Here is a 25,296-nt window from a genome sequence, read left to right on the forward strand (position 1 = left end):
GGTTAACGGTCAATAACGTATATCGACTGTCAGCTTATTACGGGTTAAAGTAAAAGGTTCTTTTAATGAACGTTAAAATAACGGGCATCCGGATGAGCAAAGACAATGGCGGAAACGGATGCTTCCGGCTCCATCATAAAGCCTTCCGTTAAATGAACACCGATTTCTTCAGGCTGGATCAGGCCAAACAGTTTTTCTTGGTCTTCAAGGTTCGGACAAGCTGGATACCCGAATGAAAAACGCTGGCCCTGGTATTTGGCTGCGAATCGTTCACGCATCGTAAAGTCAACAGGGTCCGGGAAGCCCCATTGGTCGCGCATTTCCTGGTGAATACGCTCGGCAAAGCCTTCTGCGAGCTCAAGCGCGGTGGACTGAAGGGCGTGGCTGTCTAAAAACTTGCCTTCCTCGCGCAGCTTAACGGCCGCATTCCGGACACCGAAGCCGGCTGTTACCACGAAAAAGCCAACGTAATCCATTTCGCCGCTTTCGACTGATTTTACGTAGTCAGCCAGGCAGAGGAACGGCTCTTTTTCCTGGCGCGGGAAAGTGAATCGTTCGATTTCTGTTTTCGCATCCGCCGGGTCATAAACAATTACATCATCACCTTGAGACTGGGCCGGGAAAAATTGATACACAGCTGCTGTTTTTAAGGTGCCCTCGTTCAAAAAGCCTGTCACGGTTTCATGAAGTTGAATCGCTTTTTCATTTTTTTCTTCGAGCAGCTTTTTCACATTGCCTTTCATGCCGAGGTGATGGCCGATTAATGTCTGCATGTTCACATACGGTTTTAAGTGTGAAATTGCATAATCCTTCAGCACGCGGCGGCGTGTATCACGAGGAACAAAAACAGGAACGTCTTCACGGACTGTTTTTACCGGTTTCGGCGCGACGGCAACAGCCTGCTCTTTTCGTTCGTCGCGGTACGCTTCAACCGCTTTTCGTTTTTCTTTTTTCTCTTCAAGCTCCTGCAAAAGCGTCACTTTTTGTTCAGCATTTTGCAGGCGGTTGGCAATATCAAGCCCATCCATCGCATCTTTGGCATACAAAACCGGCCCGCTGTATTCCGGGGAAATTTTTGTTTCGGTAAACCGGCGTGACAGAGCGGCGCCGCCAACTAAAATAGGGACATCAATATCCGCTGATTTAAAATCCTGGGCAGTAATCACCATCTGCTGGGCGGACTTAACAAGTAGTCCTGACAGGCCGACCATATCCGGCTTTTCTTTACGAATCACGTCAATCAATGCCTGTGGTGTTACTTTAATGCCGACATCAACCACTTTAAACCCGTTGTTGCTTAAAATAATATCGACAAGGTTTTTGCCGATGTCATGCACATCACCTTTGACGGTAGCCAAAATGACTTTGCCTTTTCCATTGTCATCTTCTTTTTTCTCCATAAACTGTTCCAGGTAAGCAACGGATGCTTTCATGACTTCCGCACTTTGCAGGACCTCGGCGACAATCAGCTGATTGTCGTTAAACAGCCGGCCGACTTCAGCCATGCCTTCCATGAGCGGGCCGTTAATAATATCAAGCGGATCATCGTACATGCCGCGTGCTGCTTCAAGATCAGGCAGAAGACCCTCTTTTGTGCCTTCAACTACGTAGTAGCTTAACCGCTCCGGCACGGTTTTGGGAATATCCTCTTCTTTTTTCTCTTTTTTCTTGTCACGGTAAAAGTCGGTGAATACGGCGAGCGTTTCATCCGTTGTTGTAAACAGCAAATCATCGGCAAGCTTGATTTCTTCTTTTGGAATCGAGGCGTACCGTTCGAGCTTTTCTGTGTTGACAATCGCGTAATCAAGGCCTGCCTGCGTACAGTGGTACAGGTACACGGCGTTCAGCACTTCACGGCCGACAGGAGGAAGGCCGAATGACACGTTACTTACGCCAAGAACGGTTAGGCATTTCGGAAGCCGTTCTTTAATCAGGCGGATCCCCTCAATGGTTTCAACAGCAGAGCCGATATACTGTTCATCACCTGTACCGACAGGGAATACTAGCGGATCAAAAATAATGTCTTCCGGCGCAAGCCCCCATTTCTCGACAAGCAGATCATGAGAGCGAATGGCGATTTCCAGCTTGCGTTCGCGTGTAACAGCCATGCCTTCTTCGTCAATCGTTCCAACGACAACAGCAGCCCCGTACGCCTTCACAAGCGGCATAACGGCGTCAAAGCGTTCTTCGCCATCCTCTAAATTAATCGAGTTGATAATCGCTTTTCCCTGCGAAAATTTCAGCGCTTCTTCAATGACTTTTTCATCGGTTGAGTCGATCACAAGCGGTACTTTTACTTTTTTGACGACTTCCTGCATAAAAGCTTTCATATCATCCAGCTCTTCACGGTCTGGGTTAGCCAGACAGATGTCAATGACATGGGCGCCGCCTTTCACCTGTGCCCGGGCAATTTCAGAAGCTTCCTCGAATTTTCCTTCGACGATGAGCCGCTTGAACTTACGTGAGCCGATTACATTTGTCCGCTCTCCAATGAAAAGGGGACGCATAGAATCGTCATATAAAAGCGGCTCAATACCCGAAACGGCATGTCCGTGTGGATGTTCAGGCGATACGCGCGGCTCTTTATCCTTAACCGCCTCCCGCATAACCCGGATATGTTCAGGCGTTGTACCGCAGCAGCCGCCGACGATATTCAGCCAGCCTTTATCGGCGAAAGCCGACAATTTTTGCGCCAGTGAGTCTGGTGATTCATGATAGCGACCTTCCTCATCGGGAAGACCGGCATTCGGGTAACAGCTTACATAGCTTGTCGCAAGGTCCGAAAGAGAACGAATATGATCGGTCATAAACTCAGGGCCAGTGGCGCAGTTTAAGCCGACAGAGAGCGGCTTAATATGCTCGATTGAAATGTAAAAGGCTTCAATATTCTGCCCGGCAAGCGTCGTGCCCATTGGCTCAATGGTGCCCGAAATCATCACCGGAAGCTCCACGCCCGCTGCATCAAAAGCGCGGCGGATGCCAAGTGTACCGGCTTTTACATTCAGCATGTCCTGGCTCGTTTCCATTAAGATCAAATCCGCGCCGCCTTCAATCAGCGCTTTTGCCTGCAACTCAAAGTTATCAACGAGCGCATCAAAGGTAATACCACCGGTGACAGACAATGTTTTCGTTGTCGGTCCTATTGCGCCGGCGACAAAGCGGGGCCAGTCCGGTGTAGAAAATTCGTCTACGGCTTTTCGGGCAATTTGTACGGCGCGCAGGTTGATTTCATATGCTTGATCACCGAGGTCGTACTCATCTAATACAACCGGAGTGCCTCCGAACGTATTCGTCGCAATAATGTCAGCGCCCGCTTCTAAATATTCACGGTGAATCCGCTCAATCACGTCCGGTCTTGTGAGGACAAGATTTTCGTTGCAGCCGTCATACTCTTCGCCGCCGAAGTCCTCTGGTGTTAAATCCGCATTTTGAAGCATCGTCCCCATTGCGCCATCAATGAGGAGGATGCGTTTTTTTAGTTCTTGTTCAATAAGATGTGTGGTCATAAACAGCCCCGCTTTCTTTCTGTGCATCAAGTTCTTTTATAAAGTGAATCAGTTCAATCGACATGTCATAGCGTAAAAATGGCGTAATCAAGTACAAGCCGTTAAACAAGCCGGCTGCTGTCTCAATCAATTCCTTGGCAATTTGAACGCCTTCTTTTGCAGACGCTTCGCGGTCTTCGCCGCAGGCACGCATACGCTCAAGCGTTTCATCCGACAGCTTGATTCCCGGTACTTCGTGATGTAAAAATTCAGCGTTCCGCATATTGGTCAGCGGCATAATACCGATAAACACCGGTGTTGATAAATGCTTCGTTGCCTCATATACTTCAACAATTTTTTCTTTTGTAAACACCGGCTGTGTAATAAAGTAGTCTGCACCACATTCGATTTTTTTCTCCATCCGCTTAACAGCACGGTCCAGTACGCGGACATTCGGGTTAAACGCCGCAGCAACGGAGAAGTTGGCTTTCTTTTTCAGCGGTTTACCAGAAAAAGAAATCCCTTCGTTTAATTGTTTAATGAGCTGAATAAGCTCTAGGCTTGAAACATCATACACACTGGTCGCGCCAGGGAAGTCGCCGACCTTTGTCGGATCGCCTGTAATCGCGAGAACATCATGAAGGCCGAGCGCATCGAGACCCATCAAGTGGGACTGCAGGCCGATTAAATTGCGGTCGCGGCACGTAATGTGAACGAGAGAACGAACATCATGCTTCATTTTTAGCGTAGCACCCATCGCCATGTTGCTGACGCGTGGGGAAGCAAGAGAGTTATCCGCCATCGTCACGGCATCAATGCCTGTTTTATAAAGTGCGTTGGCACCTTCGATGAACTTGTCCGCTACAAGTGTTTTGGGTGTATCAAGCTCAACGATAATGGTGCGCTCTGTTTTCGCTTTTTCACAAATGGAGACATCTGTGGCCGGTGCCGCTTCTTGAATAATAATGGGTTTTTTCGTTTGTACTTTTTTCTCCGTCAAAGGAGGAAGGCCGGCAAGGCGTTTTTTCGCCGCTTCAATATGCTTCGGTGTTGTGCCGCAGCAGCCGCCAATTAAGCGGACACCTTCATTGCGAAGAAGAACGGCCGCCCGTCCGAAATAGTCAGCTTCTGATTCATAAACAATCCGGCCATCTTCTACATCCAGCAGGCTCGCATTCGGATAAGCGGAAAGAAATGCTTTGCTTGGCAGTGTGACTTCTTCAAACGCCTGAATCGTATGATAAGGACCGAGACGGCAGTTGACACCGACCACGTCCGCTCCGATGCCTTCAAGCTGAGAAAGAGCATTATTTAAAGTCAGTCCATTTTGCAGAACACCTGGCTCATGCATGGATACTTGGGCAATGATCGGCACATTGCTCATTTGACGAAGAAGCTTTACAGTAGCGGTCAATTCTTCAAAATCATAATATGTTTCAAGCAGCAGTCCGTCTGGATCTCCGGCTAATAAGCTTTCAGCCTGCTCGCGTACAGAAGCGAGAATTTCATCGTTGGTCGCTGTACTTTTACGGATGCCGCGAATGCCGCCGATTGTGCCAAGTACAAACTGACCGCCCGGAGCCGCCGCCCGTTTCGCGATACGCAGCGCCGCTTCGTTTAATTCACGTGCACGGCTCTCCATTCCATACCGGGAAAGCTTTAAAGCATTCGCGCCATACGTATTCGTTTGAATAACATCCGCTCCGGCTTGAATGTAGTCGCTGTGGATTTTTTCAATGACTTCCGGCTTTTCCGTGTTCAGTTCTTCATAGCAAAAATCGATTCCATAAGAATACAATAATGTACCCATCGCTCCATCGGCAGTCAGCACGCTTGTTTTTAACTTGTCGAGCAGTGTCATGGCGCAGCATCCTCTCTTATACTGAATAATAAAATAAAAAAAGCCTTCTAAATGGCAAGAAGGCTTTTCAACATGTATGTGTTGTCCGTTCCTTCTCATCTTCCAGACCGTTTCAGTCTGCTGGACTTAGCACCTGACCGTACCGGCTGGTTGCTGAAGCGTCATCGGGCCAGTACCCTCGGCTTCTCTTGATAAGAATGAGTTTATAAAATTGCAAGAATAATTAAAAATATCATATCGTCTCTATACGATCCAGTCAAGAGCAATTTTCGCTAAAAGGGATTGGTTAATCATGGCTTTTCTTAAATAAAAGATATGATTGTAGATAGGGGATAGAGATAATTAAAATGACCACACCAATCAATGTCGGTATTTTCACAGCAGCCGGCAAAAGAGCCGATGCTATCAGCACAAGCCCGCCTGCGACAAACAGCCATCCGCCGGTGCGGTGTGTTTTAGTCCAAATACGGTCGTCTGCGAGCGTCCAGGGTGTCCGGATGCCGACAAAATAGCTGGGGCGCATACGGGGCATGTAATTTCCAATAATCATAAAAAGAGAGCCGATCAAAAGAGAAACAGCGGTATCCATATGCACTTCATAGCCAAGCCCATTTGTGAGCAACAGGAGATGAATGACGAAAATAAGCGTCAGTGAGGCATTGGCGATAATCGAATAGCTGCTTTGAAACTTATCATAATTTTGCCGGCGCGGATCCATTTTGGGAAGAAACTTAAAAAGGCCGCCAATCAAAAGAATCATCGCGGGACCGAAAAGGGCGCCAAACCATTTTGAAGAATAGCCATCGGCTTCTCCGGAGGGACCCCAATGTGTTGCGATTTGATCTGGCAGGTAGGGAAGTGCAGCAATACTGGCAAAAGAAGCAAGTAACACGATCATCCAAAAGAAGCGATTTTTCATTTTTCTTTCTCCTTTCCAGATACCGTCAGCATCCAGGCAACAACATCCTGAAAAACGGTTGTATTGAGTGAATAAATAATGTGCTGGCCCTTCCGTTCAGACAAAACAAGTCCGGCATTTTGCAGCGTGTGAAGGTGGTGGGAAATACTCGGTTTGGTCATTTGAAAATGCTCTGCAATGTCACCGGCTGTCATATCCTGTTTTTTCAGCAGCTCGATAATAGAGCGCCGGGTGGGGTCAGAGAGAGCCTTAAATACAAGAGTGGCAGACATGAACAGCCTCCTTATTTAGAATATTGTCTAATTATCTAAATTATAACCGGATGACACGAAATGTTCAAGGTCATAAAGCCCGCATACTGGTATAATTTTGATAAAGAGAGGGATCGAGCATGAACAAAACACAATGGCAGAAAGCAAAGAAATTTATTATCGATTTTTATCAGGAAACAATCCGGCCGGGTGAGGAAGCGAGAGCGAGGCTCGAGCAGGTTTACCGTGAAATAGAAGAGTCGGGTACATATACACATACCTTTGAAGAACTGGAATATGGAGCGAAACTCGCATGGCGGAACAGCAACCGCTGTATCGGTCGGCTGTTTTGGCAGACGCTCCATGTGTTTGATGAACGAACTGCCGAAACAGCGCTGGATGTGTTTAGTGCACTTGAGTGGCATGTTGTTTTTGCTCACAATGACGGTAAAATCCGGCCGGCTATTACGATTTTCCGGCCGGATCAACAGAAACAAAAAATTCGAATTTGGAATCATCAGCTGCTTCGCTATGCGGGGTATGAACATGCTGGGGATCCACATTCCCGCACGCTGACCGAAAAGTGTGAGTCGCTCGGCTGGCGGGGAGAAGGAAGTGACTTTGATTTGCTGCCCTGGGTCGTCCAAATCGGCAGCAATCCTCCCGTCTGGCAGGATGTTCCGAAAAAATGCCGGGTGGAAGTGGACCTTGTCCATCCGGACATTCCGGCTTTTAAAGAATTGAAGCTTAAATGGTACGCGGTTCCGGTCATTTCAGATATGCGGCTTGAGATTGGCGGTATCGACTACCAAGCTGCGCCGTTTAACGGCTGGTATATGGGTACTGAAATTGGTGCGCGTAATTTGGCCGATGAAAACCGGTACAACCGGCTGTCAGCTGTGGCAGACATGATCGGCCTGGACACACAGTATGCTTCTTCTTTATGGAAAGACCGGGCTCTTGTAGAGCTGAATGTTGCCGTTCTTTACTCGTTTAAACAAGCCGGGGTCACTATTGTCGATCACCATACAGCAGCGAGACAGCACCTTATATTCGAACAAAACGAAGAAGCAGCCGGCAGAAGGGCAACGGGAGACTGGACATGGCTCATTCCGCCCGTATCTCCTGCTGCCACCCATATCTTCCATCGGACCTATGATAATACGAGTCTGTCACCAAACTTTTTTTATCAGGCTGCTCCTTATCAATAAAGGATAGACAGCTCGTACGGAATAGGCCGAACCCGAAACAACATGTTTAAACAAAACAGGCTGCCGAAAACGGCAGCCTGTTTTGTTTGATTATGACGTTACTTTTTGTAATTTTTTGAGGACATGAAGCGAGCGTCCTGTTCCAATCGCTACAGATTCAAGCGGATTTGGCGCTAAATGAACCGGCACGATAATTTCTTCTGCCAGCCATTCTTGAAGGCCATTTAAAAGCGAGCCGCCGCCGCTGATCACAACGCCGCGGTCGACAATGTCACCGCTCAGCTCTGGAGGGGAAGATTCCAGCGTAACGCGGATCGTTTCCAGGATAGCCAGAAGCGATTCACGCAGTGCTTTTTGAATCTCATAAGAGCTGACACGTACTGTTTTTGGCAGGCCGGTTACAAGATCACGGCCGCGCACCTCCATATGAAGTTCATTGTGCTCAACCGGCGCATAGCCAATTTCTATTTTTACTTTTTCCGCTGTTCGTTCACCAATTAACAAATTATATTCCTTGCGAATATATTGAATGATGTCTTCGTCCAGTTTATCACCAGCAAGGCGGATTGAATTGCATGAAACGACACCGCCGTACGAAATAATCGCTACTTCTGTTGTCCCGCCGCCGATATCAACAATCAAATTCGCAATTGGTTCTTCTACCGGAAGGTCCGCACCAATTGCGGCTGCGACCGGTTCTTCAATCAAGTGCACCGTTTTGGCACCGCTTGATTTAATGGCATCTTGAATCGCCCGGCGTTCTACACCTGTTGCGCCGGATGGTGTGCACACCACAACCGTTGGCTTGCGGATCGTGAATCCAGCCGCTTTTCCTGCTTTTTTCATCAATTCTTTTAACATTTCAGAGGTTACATCAAAGTCAGCAATTACTCCATCTTTCATCGGGCGCACTGCGGCAATCCGCCCGGGAGTTTTTCCGATCATTTCTTTGGCGTCCGCGCCAACCGCAAGTACTTTTTTCGTATCCATATCAAGGGCTACAACAGAAGGTTCATTTAAAATGATGCCTTTGTCTTTGCTGTAAACGAGCAAATTTGCTGTGCCCAAATCAATACCGATTTCAGCTTGTCCCAACATAGTATCCATTCCTCCAAACGGCATTTTTTCGCCTGCGCCCATTATAAGAAAGAAGGGAAACACCCGTACATGGGACAAAAAGATGAATCTTTGTATATTACAGTCATGACAACAAAAAAAGCCGCTCTTAAAGGGAGAAAGAGCGGTCTTGTTACGAAAACTTAAATTTTGTTACGAAAAAGAGGGGACAAAGGTCATACCTTTTTAAAAAAGGCAGCTAGTTCTTTACTATGATCTTTTCTGGATTTCCGATGAGCGGCCCGGGCAGGTGCTGTTTCAAACAGCCATTTTTCTTCTTCTGTCTCCGGCATGACCTCGCCGACTTCCACGGGCTTGCCGTTTTGATCAATCGCGACAAATGTCAAAAAAGAAAGAGCCGCCACTTCTTTGTCACCTGTAATGAGATTTTCAGAGGTTACCCGGACGAAAACTTCCATACTCGAACGGCCTGTATACGTAACCATGGCCATCAGTGTAACCGTATCGCCTACTTTTATTGGCCGTATAAAGTCAACAGAGTCTGTAGAAGCAGTGACAGTCGGATTGCGTGCAAAGCGTGTTGCGGAAATAGAAGCTACGTCATCAATATGAGCCATTAATTTTCCACCGAATAGTGTACCGTAATAGTTCGTATCCGGCGGAAATACTTGAGCGGATTTTACTGTAATCGTATCTTGCATTCGTGTTCTTTTTCTCATCCTTTATCACCTTTTCCTTCAGTAAAGAGTATACATGAAGAGAAAGTTTTTAGAAAGAAAAGCAAAAAAATTCGGCAAAGAGGTTGTATTTTAATTCTATATGGTGTATAAATATAAATATAACAACGGTGACGGCACGTCGGGGTGACTTTTATGATCACGATAGAAAAAGTAAAAGAACTCGATTTAAAAGGAAAAGATTTCTTAAAACTTCTCGATTTCAGCGCAGAAGAAGTAGAAGCATTGATCGTTCTGGCTGACGATATGAAAAAACGAAAAGAAGCTTATTTTGATGCTTTAAAAGGACAGATTCTCGGTATGATTTTCGAGAAAAATTCCACTAGAACGCGTGTTTCATTTGAAGCAGCCATTCTTCAGCTTGGCGGCAACGGCATGTTTTTAAGCTCAGACCAGCTGCAAATTGGCCGCGGTGAAACCATTGAAGACACGGGTAAAGTGTTATCAGGATACCTGGATGGGATTATGATCCGTACGCACGGCCATGACCGAATCGAAAAGCTGGCAGAAGCAGCATCGGTTCCGGTTATTAACGGGCTGACTGATTTATACCACCCATGCCAGGCACTGGCTGATTTATTGACGGTATATGAGCTTAAAGGAAGCTTTAAAGGCGGCAAAATGGTGTATATCGGCGACGGCAATAACGTTGCTCACTCTCTAATGATTGGCGCTGTAATGATGGGCATGGACTTTGCTTTAGCAGCACCGAAAGGGTACGAAGCAGACAGTACAGTCATTCAAAAAACAAAGGAAATTGCCGCTCAAACAGGCGCAGTCGTTACCTTTACAGAAGATCCGGCTGAAGCTGTGCAGGGAGCCGATTTTATTTACACAGATGTCTGGACCAGTATGGGCCAGGAAGAAGAGTCTGCTCTTCGATTGGAAGCTTTTGCGCCGTATCAGGTGAACGAAGCACTTCTTGCCCAAGCGAACCCAGAATGCAAGTTTATGCATTGCCTGCCAGCGCATCGCGGGGAAGAAGTGTCTGCCGGCGTGATGGACGGAGAAGCGTCTGTCGTGTTCCAGCAAGCTGAAAACCGCATGCATGCTCAAAAAGCAGTTTTGTACAGCTTAATGAAAAAATAAACACATCTCTTGTTCAGCGGTTATCGGAGAACGGCTGGACGCAACGAGATACTTACTTTCAGCTGTTATTGGAGAATAGCTGATCCCTTTAAAACAAAACAAAGCATTCAGATGTCATTGGAGGACACCTGGATGCTTTTTGTTTGCCTTCAATTCCCTTTTTCCTTCCCAATCATGCTAAAATAGAAACAGCTAATAAAAAGTGAAAAGCAATCACGTATGATGGTGGGCGGATATGGAACAAAAATTAAAGGTTTTTTTAACTGTAGTAAAGCATATGAACTTTTCAAGAGCAGCAGAAGAGCTGTTTATCACCCAGCCGGCTGTAAGCCAGTATATTAAGTCATTTGAAGAAGAGCTTGGCATTAAACTAATTGACCGAACGAACAAAAAAATCCGTTTGACGAAAGCAGGCAGCCTTGTTGCTTATTACGGCGGTGAAATCTCTACGCTAAATGATAAGATGAAGCAGGCAGTGGAGGATTTAGCCGGTGAAGTAAAGGGAAAGCTCGCCGTTGGCGCAAGCTATTCGTTCGGGGAATATATTTTGCCGCACATTGTAGCGGATTTCCTCAATAAGTTTCCTTCTGTTGATCCCTATATTACGATTGGGAACACGCAGGAAATTGCTGAAAAGGTCATTCATAATGAAATTGACCTTGGCGTTGTGGAAGGAACAGTGGCTTCAGACAAGCTGATTGCTGAAAAAATTGCCTCCGATAAAATGTACGTGATCAAGGGAAAAAAAGAAAACAGTGAAAAACGTGTTCATTTAAATGAAGAAACATGGATTGTCAGGGAGCAGGGGTCTGGCACAAGAGAAGCATTTGACTGGTTCGCCGCGAAAAACGGCATTCGGCCGGCTAAGATTCTGGAATTTGGCAGCACGCAGATTATTAAAGAAGCAGTTGAAGCAGGACTGGGAGTGGCTCTTTTGTCGGAATGGACGATTCGAAATGAGCTGGAGCTTGAGAAGCTGAAGATTGTAGGCGGCGGGAATTTGTATTATGAGCGGAATTTTTATGCGATTATTCCAGACGCCCCTTTTATGACGAAAACAGCAGAAACCTTTTTACACTATTTAAGACGGGACTAGCGGGAGCTGGTTCTTTTTTTATGCACATGTACGGCTCATATGATCGCTGCGACAGCGTAAAGAAGGCCCTCCATTCTTGTAAATATATGAAAAAGCTGCCTCTCGGTAAGAGGCAGCTTGGAGAGCTGATTAAGGAAGCTTTGTTTCACCCATAAGGAAGCGATCTGTTTCACGTGCAGCTTCGCGCCCTTCATGAATCGCCCAAACAACAAGGCTTTGTCCACGGCGCATATCGCCGGCCGCAAAAATGCCTTCTTCGTTTGTTGTGTATTTGCCGTATTTTGCAAGCACAGTATTGCGTGCTGTTGTATCTACACCGAAGTGGGAAGCAAGCGGCATGTCTGTTCCGCTGAAGCCAATTGCTACAAGCACAAGCTCAACAGGCCACACTTGCTCACTGCCAGGAATTTCTTCCATTGTATAGCTGCCATCTTCAAGATACGTTTTTTCCATACGAACCGTATGAAGTTCTTTTAATTTACCATGTTCATCCGCTACAAACTTTGTTGTCGCAATCAAATATTCACGTGGGTCTTCACCGTAAACAGCAGCTGCTTCTGCATACGCATAATCCAATTCAAATACATTTGGATACTGTGGCCACGGGTTGTTTTTAGTGCGTCTCACAGGCTGAGCTTCGTGCTTGCCGAATTGAACAACGCTTTTAGCGCCCTGGCGAATCGCTGTTGCCACACAGTCAGCACCTGTATCACCACCGCCAATTACGATGACGTTTTTGCCTTCTGCAGAGATTACCCCTTCCTCAGACTCATTCAACAAGCCTTTAATGCTTCTTGTTAAATAATCCATCGCAAGGTAAATACCTTCTGAATCACGGCCTTCGATCACAATGTCACGGTGTGTTTGCGCGCCCGCACAAAGAATCACTGCATCGTATTCTTCTTTCAGCTGTTCTTTTGTAATATCTTTACCGATTGTTGTGTTCACAACAAATTCAATACCTTCATTTTTGAGCAGGTTAACGCGGCGTTCAACCGTTTCTTTTTCAAGTTTCATAGAAGGGATACCGTACATAAGCAAGCCGCCGATACGATCGTCGCGCTCAAATACAGTTACAAGATGGCCGGCTTTGTTCAGCTGGTCTGCTGCGGCAAGGCCGGCAGGACCAGAACCAACAACAGCTACACGTTTGCCAGTGCGGCGTTTAGGTGGATTTGGTGTAATCCAGCCTTCTTCAAATCCTTTGTCGATAATCGCTTTTTCAATCGATTTAATGGCAACGGCAGGATCTGTAATCGCGACTGTACAAGATCCCTCACACGGAGCAGGGCAGACACGGCCCGTGAACTCTGGGAAGTTATTTGTTTTCAGCAAACGATCCAGCGCTTCTTTCCAGCGGCCGCGGTATACAAGGTCATTCCACTCTGGAATCAAATTGTAAAGCGGACATCCGGACGGTGTACCTCCGATCATCTGGCCAGTGTGGCAGAAAGGAGTCCCGCAATCCATGCAGCGGGCTCCTTGAATTTGCAGTTCTTTTTCCGGAAGCTTTGTCGTATATTCTCTCCAGTCTTTTACCCGTTCAGCCGGGTTGCGCCCTGGAGCTGTTTTGCGTTCATATTCGATAAAACCGGTAGCTTTCCCCATCAATTCATTCTCCTTTCTTACGCGTTCTCAACGACTGGCATTTTTTTCTCTGTAAATGCTGCGTACTTCGCATCAGCCGTTTTCATTCCTTGCTGTTCATAGTAAGAAATAGATTTCATCATTTCTTTGTATTCGTAAGGGATAACACGGATAAAGTGGTGTTTCTCCGTTTCCCAATTTTCAAGAATAGAACCGGCAATCGGACTGCCTGTCCATTGCAGGTGACGTGTAATCAATGTTTTTAATTCGTTTTCTTCTTGTAAGCCGTCCAATGATTCTGTCAGAACCATTTCACGGTTGACGCGGCTTTCAACACGATCACGCTCTGGCGCGTACAGGTAAGCAATACCACCGGACATACCAGCTGCAAAGTTGCGGCCAGTTGGACCAAGAATCACAACGCGTCCGCCTGTCATGTACTCACAGCCATGATCCGTTACGCCTTCAACGACAATATCGGCACCGCTGTTACGAACAGCAAAACGTGTTCCGGCACGGCCGTTAATAAACGCTTCACCGCTTGTTGCACCGTATAAGTTTACGTTTCCGCAAATAGCGTGTTCATGCGGTACAAGGTTTGCATCGCTGTGTGGACGAACAACAAGGCGTCCGCCTGAAAGACCTTTACCGAAGTAATCGTTCGCGTCTCCATTCACTGTAAACGTCAAACCTTTTGGAAGGAAAGCCCCAAAGCTTTGTCCAGCCGAGCCGTTGAATGTAAATTGAACGGTATTGTCTGGAAGACCTTCCGCACCGTGTGCGAGTGTTACAGCGGAACCGGTAATCGTACCAGCCGCACGATCGGTATTGATAATATCAAATTCAGCCGCAACGGCTTCTTTATTTTCAAGCGCTGGGCGAACAGCGTCTAATAGAAGACGGCGGTCAATCGTACGGTCCAGCTTGTAATCTTGATCTGTTGTTTTATATTGTTTTTGGCCCGGCTTAAGCGGCGTCATGTAAAGAAGAGGGAACAGATCCAAGTATTTCGCTTTCGGATGCTGATCTTTTCTTGCATGCGGCTTTAATACCTGTTTTTGACCAATCATTTCATCAATTGTACGGAAGCCTAGCTCAGCCATCAATTCACGGATTTCGCGTCCCACGAACGTCAAGTAGTTCACTACATGGTCGGCATCACCCATGAATTTTTCACGCAGTGCCGGGTTTTGTGTCGCAACGCCAACTGGGCATGTATCCATATGGCATACGCGCATCATCACGCAGCCAAGAACAACAAGTGGAGCTGTTGCAAAACCGAATTCCTCGGCACCAAGAAGGGCAGCAATCACTACATCACGGCCGTTCATAAGCTTTCCGTCTGTTTCAAGTGTTACTTTTTCACGCAAACCGTTCATAAGAAGAGTCTGGTGTGTTTCAGCCAAGCCGATTTCCCACGGAAGGCCGGTATGCTTAATACTTGTTTTCGGCGAAGCACCTGTACCGCCTTCGTAGCCGCTGACAAGAATAACATCTGCCAAGCCTTTTGCAACCCCGGCTGCAATTGTACCGACACCTGTTTTGGCTACCAGCTTCACGTTGATACGCGCTTTATGGTTCGCATTTTTTAAGTCATAAATAAGCTGCGCCAAGTCCTCAATTGAATAAATATCATGGTGAGGAGGAGGAGAAATCAAGCCGACACCTGGTGTAGAACCACGTGTTTCCGCGATCCATGGATATACCTTTTTACCAGGCAGATGGCCGCCTTCACCCGGCTTCGCGCCTTGGGCCATTTTGATTTGAATCTCAGATGCTGTATTTAAGTACTCGCTTGTCACACCGAAACGGCCGGAAGCAACCTGCTTAATCGAACTTGAACGGATATCTCCGTTTGCATCTGGTGTATAGCGGTCTGAATCCTCGCCGCCTTCACCGCTGTTGCTTTTTCCACCCAGGCGGTTCAAGGCAATAGCCAGTGATTCATGGGCTTCTTTACTAATAGAACCATAAGACATGGCACCGGACTTAAAGCGTTTAAAGATACTTTCAAGTGGTTCAACTTCATCGAGCGGAACCGATGGACGGGCAGTGAAATCTAAATCTAGCAATCCACGAAGGAACATAATATTTTCTTCGTTTACAAGCTCTGAGTATTCTTTATAAAGCTCGTAGTTATTTGTTCGTGCCGCATGCTGGAGCATGTGGATCGTTTTTGGATTGAAGGCGTGTTTTTCACCTGTGCGTCTCCATTGGAATTCACCGCTTGAATCAAGAGTCGGATCTGTGAATTCACCTTTACCGAATGCGTCGTGATGGCGGACAAGCGTTTCTTGAAGTACCACATCAAGCGTAATACCGCTTAGCGCTGTTGTCGTGCCTGTAAAGTATGTTTCGATTACTTCGCGTCCAATACCGACTGCTTCGAAAATTTGTGCACCGCGGTAACTTTGAACGGTGGAAATTCCCATTTTCGCCATTACTTTAATGATGCCGCTTGTTGCTGCGTAGTTGTAGTTTTTCTCAGCTTCTTCTGTTGTCATGCCTGGAATTGTTCCGTCTGCTACCATTGAGCGGAGGGAAGCAATCGCAAGGTATGGGTAAATCGAATCTGCGCCGTAGCCAATCAAGCAGCAGAATTGGTGTACGTCACGTGCTTCTGCTGTATCAAGCACAAGGCTGACATTTGTACGGCGTCCGTTTTTGATTAAATGCTGATGAATACCGCTCACAGCAAGAAGGGCAGGGACCGCTGCTTGTTTGCTTGTTACGCCTCGGTCTGACAAGATCAGAATAGATGCGCCACTTTCAATTGCTGCATCTGCCTGTTTATACAAAGCTGTCATTGTATCGGCCAAATCTACTTTTTCTTTCGTATTAAATAGAAGAGAAAGAGTAGCTGTTTGGAATGCAGGATTTTGATTGTGTACGATTTTATTCCATTCTTTTTCGCCAAGAATCGGTGTTTCTAAGCGAATACGACGGCTGTTTTCGGCTGAAGGAGCCAAAATGTTTCCTTCATTGCCAAGAAGCGTCATCATAGATACAACGTTATCTTCACGAATCGCATCGATTGGCGGGTTCGTTACTTGTGCGAACAGCTGTTTAAAATAGTTGTATAAAAGCTGTGGACGCTCAGACAAAACAGCAAGCGGTGCGTCATAACCCATTGAACCGATTGGATCGGTTTTTTCTGTCGCCATTGGCGCAATTTGTTTTGTCAGCTCATCGAACGTGTAGCCGAATGCTTTATGAAGGTTCAGCATTTCTTTTTCAGTAAAAGCTTCTTCCTTTGCACCAGACGCATCTTCAAGGTCTGTAATGTGCACTAGGTTTTGATCAAGCCATTCACGGTAAGGCTCTGCTGTTGTAATTTCCTGCTTGATTTCTTCGTCAGAAACAATGCGTCCTTCCTCTAAATCAACAAGCAGCATTTCACCAGCGCTGACTGTTTCTTTTTTCACGATGCGTTTTTCATCTACTTCAATCGTACCTACTTCAGATGAGTAGATGATATGATCGTCATCTGTTACGTAGTAACGAGCCGGGCGCAAGCCATTACGGTCAAGGATTGTACCGATTTTGCGTCCATCTGTGAAAGAAATAGAGGTTGGTCCGTCCCATGGCTCCATTAAGCAGCTGTGGTATTCATAAAAAGCAAGCTTCGGATCTGCCATATGCGGATCGCGGTCCCATGGTTCCGGAATCAGCATCATAGCTGCATGCGGAAGGGAGCGGCCTGAAAGTGTTAAAAATTCGATGGCGTTATCAAGCATTGCCGAGTCACTGCCGTTTGTATCGATAATTGGCAGAAGGTCTTTGTATTGATCACCAAACAGTTTAGAATAGCCAGCTTTCTCACGCGACTGCATCCAGCTTACATTTCCGCGGTTTGTATTAATTTCACCGTTGTGAATTAAATAGCGGTACGGATGCGCACGTTCCCAGCTTGGGAATGTATTTGTACTAAAACGCGAGTGAACAAGGGAAAAAGCAGATTGATAGTCTTCTTTTGCCAGATCAACATAATACTGATCGATTTGTTCAGGCGTCAGCATTCCTTTATAAATAATGGTCCGTGTTGAAAAGCTTGGGATGTAGAATGAGCCTTTTACATCCGGGTTATTTCCGATCTCATTTTCGACACGTTTTCTCATTACATAAAGTGCACGTTCAAAATCTTTTTCTGTTTCGTGCTTTTTGCTTTTTTCGACAAATAGCTGCATCACATAGGGAGCGATCACAAGCGCTTCTGGTCCAGCTGCTTCCGGGTTAACCGGAACGTCACGCCAGCCAAGCAATTTTAAGCCTTCTTCGTGAAGAATTAATTCTGTTTCTACTTGAATTTGCTCACGTTCTTTTTCGTTTTGTGGTAAAAAGAACATACCGACTGCATAATCATATGGAGCAGGTAACGTAATATTTAAATTTTCGCACTCTTTACGGAAAAAATCATCGCAGATTTGCAGCATAATTCCTGCACCATCGCCAGTTGTTCCGTTTAAGTTTCCACCGCGGTGTTCCAAACGGCAAAGCATATGAATACCATCCTGCACAATTTTGTGGGATGGACGACCTTTTATATTTGCAATAAAACCGATACCGCAGGCATCATGTTCATTTTTTGGATCATATAAGCCCTGTTTTTCTGGGTAACCGTATAGATTCATGTTGTGCACCTCCGCGTTCAAATCATCTTTCTCTGTTATGTTTATTGTAGGGTTCAGAAATGATACAATCAATATATTATTAATAAGTTATTGATCTCAAAATGATATGAGTCAGGAGTGTGGATGAAAATGGAAATGAGACAAGTGAAATACTTCATGGAAGTGGCGCGCCAGGAACATATGACTGAAGCCGCTTTTCATCTGCATGTTGCGCAGTCTGCTGTCAGCCGCCAAATTGCCAAGCTTGAAGATGAACTTGGCGTTGAGCTTTTTTTGCGCGAAGGACGCAGCGTCCGCCTGACCCATGCAGGGCGTATTTTTTACGACCATGCTCTTGTAGCGATGGAAGCGATGGATAAAGCAGTAAAAGCAATTGAAGATTATTTAAACCCGGAAGCCGGCAAAATCCGCCTTGGTTTTCCGAATTCCTTAGCCACAAAAACATTGCCCCGTGTCATTTCTGCTTTTCGAAATCAATACTCGGATGTTGGCTTTGATTTTAAACAAGGCTCCAACCGGGAACTGCGTGAACGCGTGGAAAAGGGGGAAATCGATCTTGCCTTTGTATCACCTGTTCCGGAGCCGACGGCTGAAATCAACACACATGTTTTTTTCTCTGAGCACATGAGAGCCCTTATTCCGACTCACCATCGCTTAGCTAAGCAGTCATCGATTAATCTTCGTGACTTGATGGACGATCAATTTGTCTTGTTTCGTACAGGATATGATATGCGGGCACTTGTGCTTGATGCATGCAGAAAAGTAAATTTTGAACCGTCTGTGGCTTTTGAAAGTGAGGATATTTACACGATTAAAGGGTTAGTGGAAGCAGGGCTTGGTGTGAGTCTCCTGCCGGAAACACTGCTGATTGACCAAACACCGGTAGGCACTGTCAGTATTCCGGTCAGCGTGCCGCGTGTGACCCGGACTGTAGGAGTCATCATGACGAAATCAAGGATGCTGCCGCCGTCTGAAAAGCTGTTTTATGAATTTTTGATTAAATACTACAACCGGTTAAACGAATTTAGCTTTTAAAAAAGATCCCGAGAACCTCGGGATCTTTTTTTTAGCCGTTATGCCCAGTTGCCGTTGCGGAAAACCGCTTCACGCGTGCCGTCTGCTTTAATACCATCAATATTCATTTCAGCAGAACCGATCATAAAATCAACGTGAGTGATGCTTGTGTTTAAACCGTTTTTCTCGAGCTCCTCCTGCGACATTTCCTTGCCGCCTTCAATACAAAATGCATATGCACTGCCGATAGCCAGGTGGTTGGATGCATTTTCATCGAAAAGCGTGTTGAAAAACAGGATGCCTGCATTGGAAATAGGGGAGTCATGAGGGACAAGTGCCACCTCTCCAAGATAATGCGAACCTTCATCTGTATCGATCAGCTGTTTTAATACTTCTTCACCCTGCTCGGCCGATACATCCACAATTCGTCCATCCTTAAACGTAACTGTAAAGCCATCGATAATATTACCCGCATAGCTGAGCGGCTTTGTTGCTTTTACGTATCCGTTCACACCGGTTTTAACCGGGACTGTAAAAACTTCTTCGGTTGGCATATTCGCCATGAAGCTATGGCCCTGCTCATTTGTACTGCCGGCACCGACCCATAGGTGCGTATCTGGCAGATCAATCGTTAAATCCGTGCCGGGCGCAGTATAATGAAGCGTTTTAAAATGCTGCTTGTTTAACTCTGTAACTTTTTCTACAAGGCGGGCATCATGATCTTTCCAGGACTGAACAGCATCCTCATGATCCGCGCGTACCGCTTTGAAAATGGCGTCCCATAGGGCTGGAATCCGTTCTTCCTGTGGAAGATCCTCAAATACTTTATCGGCCCAATCCTGTGAAGGAGCTGCGATGACCGTCCAGCTCACTTTGTCTGACTGAATGTATTCACGGTACTTTTTCATCGCTGTGCCAGCCGCTTTCTGATAAGCCGCAATCCGTTTTCCATCGACGCCTTTTAACAAGTCCGGTCCGGACGAGACGATCGACATAAAAGCAGCGCCTTCTTCCGCAAGTGATTCCATCATTTGTTTGTTCCATGCTGGAAACTCATGAAAAGCCTCTTCCGGTGCAAGCGTGTATTTTAATCTGGATACCGTGTCATCGCTCCAGTCCACATATACGTGCTTGGCGCCTGCCTGGTAAGCTTTTTCTACGATTAAGCGGACAAGCTGTGCTGAATCAATAGCCGCACGCACAACGAGTGTTTGTCCTGGCTGAATATTTACGCCGGTTGTAACTGCAAGCTGCGCGTAATTTTGGAGCTGTTCCTCGAAAGTTTTCATCGATATTCTCCTTTGCCTATGTAATATAGACAGTTTATCAAAAAAGGTGATTATTTACATAATAGAAGCGTCGGATTCCAAAAAGATACGGAGCATATCTTTGTCTGCTAAAAAGTCATTTAGCGTATAACGATCCAGTACGGCAAGAAAGGCCTGCAGTGCTTCTGCAAATACGTGGCGCAATCCGCAAATTGGAGTGATCGAGCAGCGGCCGGGATCAACAAAGCATTCAACAATGTGAAAATCATCCTCGGTTTTCCGGACAACTTCACCAATATTAATATCAGAGGGTTTTTTTGCCAGGCGGATACCGCCATTTCGCCCCCGGATTGTTTCGATATAGCCAAGCTTGCCTAATTCATGCGTCACTTTCATTAAATGGTTTTTTGAAATATTATACGCATCGGCAATTTCTTTTATATTAGATAGTTCTCCTTCTTCTTTTGCTCCCAGAAAAACAAGCATGCGAAGCGAGTAGTCTGTATAAAGAGTTAGTTTCATCGTTCTCACCTGTCCTATAGGTCTATTATGTCATGTAAGAAGAAATTTGTGCAATTGTGAACGTTTTTTTAAACATACTTTTTAAATATTGTTTTTCAGGGGCAGCTGGCGTATAAATAAGATGTATTAAAAATGTATCTTTTAAAAAGACCCAGGGGGAATTATTGTGCTATCACAAAAAACAATCGATATCGTTAAATCAACTGCTCCTATTTTAGAAACACATGGTGTTGAAATCACAACTTATTTCTATAGAACGATGTTTGAAGCTCACCCCGAGCTGCTCAATATTTTTAATCATGCCAACCAGTCAAAAGGACGTCAGCAAACGGCTTTGGCCAATACGGTTTATGCAGCAGCTAAGTACATTGATCAGCTTGAAGTACTGCTTCCGGCTGTTAAACAAATTGCCCACAAGCATCGCAGTCTTGCCATCAAGGCCGAGCATTATCCGATTGTAGGGGAATATTTACTAAAGGCGATCAAAGGCGTGCTCGGTGAAGCAGCGACAGACGACATCATCAATGCATGGGCAGAAGCATACGGGGTTATTGCTCAAGTATTTATCGATGTAGAAAAAGAAATGTATGAACAAGCAGAGCAGCATGGCTGGAAGGATTTTAAAGAGTTTGTGATTCAAAGAAAAGTAAAAGAAAGCTCATTGATTACTTCCTTCTATTTAAAAGCAAAAGACGGCGAGCCTGTGCCGGCTTATCTGCCAGGACAGTATGTTACGATTCGGACCTCCATCCCTGGAGAAGAGTTTTTAGTGAACCGCCAATACAGCTTGTCACAAGCACCTGGGTCCCATTCTTTCCGCATTTCTGTCAAACGGGAAGCCGATCACAGTCCGGAAGGAAAAGTATCTGTTTACCTTCATGACCAGCTGCAAGAAGGCGATACATTGGAAGTCAGTGCGCCAGCCGGTGATTTTTATTTAGAACAAGGCACACAGCCTGTGGCGCTTATTGCGGGCGGAGTAGGGATCACACCGATGATGGCAATGCTTGGCTCGATTGCACAAAATGAACCAGACCGGAAAACGGTTCTGATTCAAGCGGCACGAAACAAAGAGGCGCGTGCATTTGAAGAAGAAGCGGCGGAACAAATAAATCGTCTTTCCAATGGAAAGATGTACGTAGCTTATGAAGAGAAAAAAAATGAGTCGGATGTATGTGACGTAACCGGCTATATTAGTAAAAGCTTTTTACAAGATGTTCTTGATCCGCAAAGCATCTGCTACGTATGCGGTCCGGTGCCGTTTATGCAAGCTGTCGTTCGTCATTTAACCGAGCTTGGCTTTAACGAGCAAAATATCAAATATGAATTTTTCGGGCCGGCAATGGCCTTGCGGGCATAATGAAAAAGCCGCAGCTTCCAACGTGGAGGCTGCGGCTTTTTTTAGGAGCCATATTTTTTTTCCGTAAAATAAGCATCCAAAACATCAGGAAGCTCAGGCCGGCTGATCAAATAACCTTGAATGGAGTCGCAGCCCAGCTTGAGCAGCACGTTCAGCTGCTCTTGTTTTTCCACACCTTCTGCCGTAACGGACAGCCCGAATAAGTTTGCCAGTTGAATAATCATTTCAACAAGTGCTTTGTCTTCAAACGAAGTATGAACTTCGTTAATAAAAGACTTGTCGATTTTAAGTGTATCAATCGGAAGGTTTTTCAAATGCGTCAGTGATGAAACACCTGTTCCAAAATCGTCCAGTGAAATGGTGATACCTTCTTTTTTCAGCAGAGTGATAATACGGCAGGCATTTTGAAAGTCTTCCATCACTGCTGTTTCCGTTATTTCCAGTTCAAGAAACCGGGCATCCAGCTTACAGTCATGAAGAATATCACGAATCATTTCCGGCAGCCGGTCTGATAAAAACAACGGTGCAGAAATATTAACAGCCACTCGTTGAAACGTATGATTCGTTTCCGACCATTTTTTCATCTGACGGCAGGCTTCCTGTAAGATCCATTTTGTTAAATCGAAGATAAATCCGTTTTTTTCAGCAACCGGAATAAATAAAGCGGGTGATACTGTACCGTGAACCGGGCTGTTCCAGCGAATAAGTGCTTCAACAGAATCGGCCTTTCCACTGTGAATGCTCAATTTAGGCTGATAACACAAGAAAAATTCGCCGTTTTGAAGAGCGCTTCGGAAGCTCATAGCCAGCTGAAGTTCAAGGTCCTGCCGTTGAAAAGAGGTATTATACAGCACAAGATTGTTTTTTCCATGGTGCTTTACATGGCGCAGAGCCCGCTCAGCATGAAGCAAAAGCGTGTGGCCGTTCCTTCCATCCTCGGGAGCCAGGGAAACACCTGCTGAAAAAGTAAGATGAACCGGAGCGCCGGAAATATAAAAGGGACTTTGCAGGGAAAGAAACTGGTCAGTAAGCATCGTCTGAATTTCCTCGCGGCTGTATGTGCCGGGTATAGCGAGCGCGAATTTATTTCCTTCAATACGGGCAGCGAGACTATGGGCAGGAGCGGAAAACGCAAGTCGCTCTGAAAACTCAACCAAAACACTGTCGCCGCTTTCATAGCCGTATTTTTCATTGATCCAATTGAAATTATCAAGATCAATGACCACAACGGCAATTGGGAGATTGAGCGGTGTAGTCCGAGCTTCGATAAACTGTTCGAGGCTGCGGCGGTTTGGAAGGTTTGTTAATAAGTCTGTCCGCTTTCGGTGAAAAGCATATTTTTTACGCTGGAATCTAAACAAAATGAGTGAAATAACGACAAACGCAAAGAAAAGAAAGAATGATAGATTCATAAGTGAAAACCTCATATAAATAAGTTGATTGAGATTAGTTTAGCAAAAGGATGTAAAGCTGGTGCTAAAGTTTTATTAAGTTTAGCCTAAAAAAGAACACGGGTATAACAGTTCTATCATTCTTTTTCTTTGTCGAAACGTGTAAACTATGACTGAAGCTGCCGATATAAAGGTAAAAGTATATAGAAGTAAGGAGCTAATGTATTGTGGATAAAACATCTCTTGTTGGTATTCTTCTAGCTATTATTGCCGTTGGAGTCGGCATGGTCGCCAAAGGAGTAAGCCCCGCTGTTTTAATTAACCCGGCCGCGTTTTTAATTATTATTCTTGGAACAGTGGCAGCTGTGACAATTGCTTTTCCTGGTTCAGAATTGAAAAAAGTGCCAAAACTGTTCGGTATTTTATTTAAGGACCAAAAAAGAATGACTCCGCAGGAAGTGATCGGCTTGTTCACAAGCTGGGCGGAGCTTGCCCGTAAGGAAGGATTGTTATCTCTCGAAACAAAAATGAACGATATTGAAGATGACTTTTTAAAAAATGGTATGAACCTTGCAGTAGATGGACAGAGCGCAGATTATATCCGCGATGTATTAAGTGAAGAAATCGCCGCGATGGAAGACCGCCATACAGCGGGTGCCGCTATTTTTACACAGGCGGGCACGTACGCACCGACACTTGGGGTGCTGGGGGCAGTAGTCGGCTTGATTGCCGCGCTTGGCAACATGAGCGACACAGATGCGCTCGGTCATGCCATTTCCGCTGCATTCGTGGCAACGCTGCTTGGTATTTTTACAGGGTACGTATTATGGCATCCATTTGCAAATAAGCTAAAGCGAAAATCATCACTTGAAGCGAAAACAAAAGAAATGATGATTGAAGGCATTCTTTCGATTCTAGAGGGAGAAGCGCCGCGCGTTCTGGAACAAAAGCTTGCTTCCTACCTGCCTGCGGATGAAAAGAAAAAACTATTAAATGCCGATGGAGGGGGATTAGGAGATGGCCAAGCGTAAACGTCATAAAAAGCATGAAGATCATGTAGATGAATCGTGGCTCATCCCGTATGCGGACTTGCTGACGCTCCTCCTCGCTCTTTTTATCGTTTTGTTTGCAAGCAGCTCCATGGACGTGCAAAAGTTTCAAGCCATTGCCTCCGCTTTTAATAATGAGCTTGAAGGAGGCAGCGGTGTTCTTGATTTTCCAAGCCCCGTTTCTGATCCATCGATGACAGAAACGGAAGAACAAGAGGAAAACTTAAAGGCAGCCGATAAAGAAGAGCTCAAGGAAATGCAGAAAAAAATGACCGATTATATAAAAGAAAATAACCTTGAGGACAAAGTAGAAACAACACTTAACGGCGAAGGGCTTCTGCTTCGTATTCGGGATAATGTTTTATTTAGTTCCGGTGACGCAGAAATCCAGCCAGATCAGCTTGCAAGCGCTCGCGATATTTCAAAATTGCTTGTCATGGATACGCCGCGCAGCATTATTATCAGCGGTCACACAGACAATATGCCGATCAAAACCGCTCAGTTTGATTCGAACTGGGAGCTGAGTGCGATGCGGGCTGTGAACTTTATGAAGGAAATCTTAAAAAATAACCAGCTTGATCCGCGGCTTTTCAGTGCGAAAGGCTATGGTGAATACCAGCCGATCGCGTCGAACGATACGGCTGAAGGACGGGCTCAAAACCGCCGCGTCGAAATTTTAATTTTGCCGCAGGGTGAAACGGAGCAATCCGTAAGTTCTTCGGCAGAATAACAGAAAGAGCCTCGCTCT

The 25,296-nt window shown here is 45.7% G+C and carries 18 protein-coding genes and 1 riboswitch; of the genes, 7 read left to right on the forward strand and 11 right to left on the reverse strand.

All coding sequences use genetic code 11. The annotated features are described in order from the left end of the window. Positions 1 to 62: 62 nt before the first annotated feature. The 4 genes from metH to RG959_RS18545 all read right to left on the reverse strand — a co-directional run bounded on the left by metH (position 63) and on the right by RG959_RS18545 (position 6,537). Positions 63 to 3,506, reverse strand: coding sequence for a methionine synthase (gene metH, locus RG959_RS18530; protein WP_342798393.1), 3,444 nt, complete (start codon positions 3,504 to 3,506; stop codon positions 63 to 65). Then, positions 3,487 to 5,346, reverse strand: a complete 1,860-nt coding sequence (locus RG959_RS18535) for a bifunctional homocysteine S-methyltransferase/methylenetetrahydrofolate reductase (RefSeq protein ID WP_342798394.1) — start codon at positions 5,344 to 5,346, stop codon at positions 3,487 to 3,489. The genes metH and RG959_RS18535 overlap by 20 nt, the downstream gene beginning before the upstream one ends. Before the next feature lie 92 nt (positions 5,347 to 5,438). Then, positions 5,439 to 5,544: riboswitch (SAM riboswitch) on the reverse strand. 88 nt (positions 5,545 to 5,632) lie between these two features. After that, positions 5,633 to 6,265, reverse strand: coding sequence for an SdpI family protein (locus RG959_RS18540; protein WP_342798395.1), 633 nt, complete (start codon positions 6,263 to 6,265; stop codon positions 5,633 to 5,635). Continuing rightward, positions 6,262 to 6,537: an autorepressor SdpR family transcription factor gene (locus RG959_RS18545; protein WP_342798396.1), complete on the reverse strand. Its 276-nt coding sequence runs from the start codon at positions 6,535 to 6,537 to the stop codon at positions 6,262 to 6,264. Before RG959_RS18545 ends, RG959_RS18540 begins: the two co-directional genes overlap by 4 nt. A gap of 119 nt (positions 6,538 to 6,656) precedes the next feature. Between RG959_RS18545 and RG959_RS18550 the strand changes: the two genes are divergently transcribed. Continuing rightward, positions 6,657 to 7,727 (forward strand): nitric oxide synthase oxygenase, encoded by a 1,071-nt coding sequence (locus tag RG959_RS18550; protein ID WP_342798397.1) that lies wholly within the window; start codon positions 6,657 to 6,659, stop codon positions 7,725 to 7,727. Between the two features lie 90 nt (positions 7,728 to 7,817). Here RG959_RS18550 and mreBH read toward each other — a convergent pair whose 3' ends face one another. Together mreBH and RG959_RS18560 are read right to left on the reverse strand one after the other, a co-directional pair. Beyond that, positions 7,818 to 8,825 (reverse strand): rod-share determining protein MreBH, encoded by a 1,008-nt coding sequence (mreBH, locus tag RG959_RS18555; protein WP_342798427.1) that lies wholly within the window; start codon positions 8,823 to 8,825, stop codon positions 7,818 to 7,820. Between the two features lie 194 nt (positions 8,826 to 9,019). After that, on the reverse strand, positions 9,020 to 9,523 hold the full coding sequence (locus tag RG959_RS18560; protein WP_342798398.1) for an acyl-CoA thioesterase: 504 nt from the start codon (positions 9,521 to 9,523) through the stop codon (positions 9,020 to 9,022). Between the two features lie 153 nt (positions 9,524 to 9,676). On the opposite strand from RG959_RS18560, the gene argF reads away from it, so the two are divergent. Both argF and RG959_RS18570 read left to right on the forward strand, forming a co-directional pair. Further along, positions 9,677 to 10,630 carry an ornithine carbamoyltransferase gene (gene argF / locus RG959_RS18565; protein WP_342798399.1) on the forward strand — a complete coding sequence of 318 codons (954 nt, stop codon included), beginning with the start codon at positions 9,677 to 9,679 and terminating at the stop codon, positions 10,628 to 10,630. Between the two features lie 235 nt (positions 10,631 to 10,865). After that, on the forward strand, positions 10,866 to 11,726 hold the full coding sequence (locus tag RG959_RS18570) for a LysR family transcriptional regulator (protein ID WP_242233802.1): 861 nt from the start codon (positions 10,866 to 10,868) through the stop codon (positions 11,724 to 11,726). A gap of 129 nt (positions 11,727 to 11,855) precedes the next feature. Here the strand turns inward: RG959_RS18570 and RG959_RS18575 are convergent, their stop codons facing one another. Continuing rightward, a complete protein-coding gene (locus RG959_RS18575) occupies positions 11,856 to 13,334 on the reverse strand; it encodes a glutamate synthase subunit beta (RefSeq protein ID WP_342798400.1) in 1,479 nt (492 codons plus the stop codon). A 17-nt stretch (positions 13,335 to 13,351) separates the two neighbouring features. Continuing rightward, positions 13,352 to 17,944, reverse strand: coding sequence for a glutamate synthase large subunit (gene gltB / locus RG959_RS18580; protein WP_342798401.1), 4,593 nt, complete (start codon positions 17,942 to 17,944; stop codon positions 13,352 to 13,354). 129 nt (positions 17,945 to 18,073) lie between these two features. On the opposite strand from gltB, the gene gltC reads away from it, so the two are divergent. Further along, a complete protein-coding gene (gene gltC, locus RG959_RS18585; RefSeq protein ID WP_251271975.1) occupies positions 18,074 to 18,979 on the forward strand; it encodes a glutamate biosynthesis transcriptional regulator GltC in 906 nt (301 codons plus the stop codon). 38 nt (positions 18,980 to 19,017) lie between these two features. On the opposite strand, the gene RG959_RS18590 is transcribed toward gltC, so the two are convergent. Further along, on the reverse strand, positions 19,018 to 20,247 hold the full coding sequence (locus tag RG959_RS18590) for an aminopeptidase (protein ID WP_342798402.1): 1,230 nt from the start codon (positions 20,245 to 20,247) through the stop codon (positions 19,018 to 19,020). 54 nt (positions 20,248 to 20,301) lie between these two features. Next, complete coding sequence (locus RG959_RS18595; RefSeq protein ID WP_242233797.1) at positions 20,302 to 20,748, reverse strand: RrF2 family transcriptional regulator; 447 nt, start codon at positions 20,746 to 20,748, stop codon at positions 20,302 to 20,304. A gap of 166 nt (positions 20,749 to 20,914) precedes the next feature. On the opposite strand from RG959_RS18595, the gene hmpA reads away from it, so the two are divergent. Next, positions 20,915 to 22,108 (forward strand): NO-inducible flavohemoprotein, encoded by a 1,194-nt coding sequence (gene hmpA, locus RG959_RS18600; RefSeq protein ID WP_342798403.1) that lies wholly within the window; start codon positions 20,915 to 20,917, stop codon positions 22,106 to 22,108. Positions 22,109 to 22,149: 41 nt separating this feature from the next. Here hmpA and RG959_RS18605 read toward each other — a convergent pair whose 3' ends face one another. Then, positions 22,150 to 23,520 carry a putative bifunctional diguanylate cyclase/phosphodiesterase gene (locus tag RG959_RS18605; RefSeq protein WP_342798404.1) on the reverse strand — a complete coding sequence of 457 codons (1,371 nt, stop codon included), beginning with the start codon at positions 23,518 to 23,520 and terminating at the stop codon, positions 22,150 to 22,152. A 206-nt stretch (positions 23,521 to 23,726) separates the two neighbouring features. On the opposite strand from RG959_RS18605, the gene motA reads away from it, so the two are divergent. Beyond that, positions 23,727 to 24,530: a flagellar motor stator protein MotA gene (motA, locus tag RG959_RS18610; protein WP_342798405.1), complete on the forward strand. Its 804-nt coding sequence runs from the start codon at positions 23,727 to 23,729 to the stop codon at positions 24,528 to 24,530. Next, positions 24,517 to 25,278, forward strand: a complete 762-nt coding sequence (motB, locus tag RG959_RS18615; RefSeq protein ID WP_342798406.1) for a flagellar motor protein MotB — start codon at positions 24,517 to 24,519, stop codon at positions 25,276 to 25,278. Before motA ends, motB begins: the two co-directional genes overlap by 14 nt. Positions 25,279 to 25,296 lie beyond the last annotated feature (18 nt).

The organism is Domibacillus sp. 8LH, from assembly GCF_038806185.1.
GTDB lineage: Bacteria > Bacillota > Bacilli > Bacillales > Domibacillaceae > Domibacillus > Domibacillus indicus_A.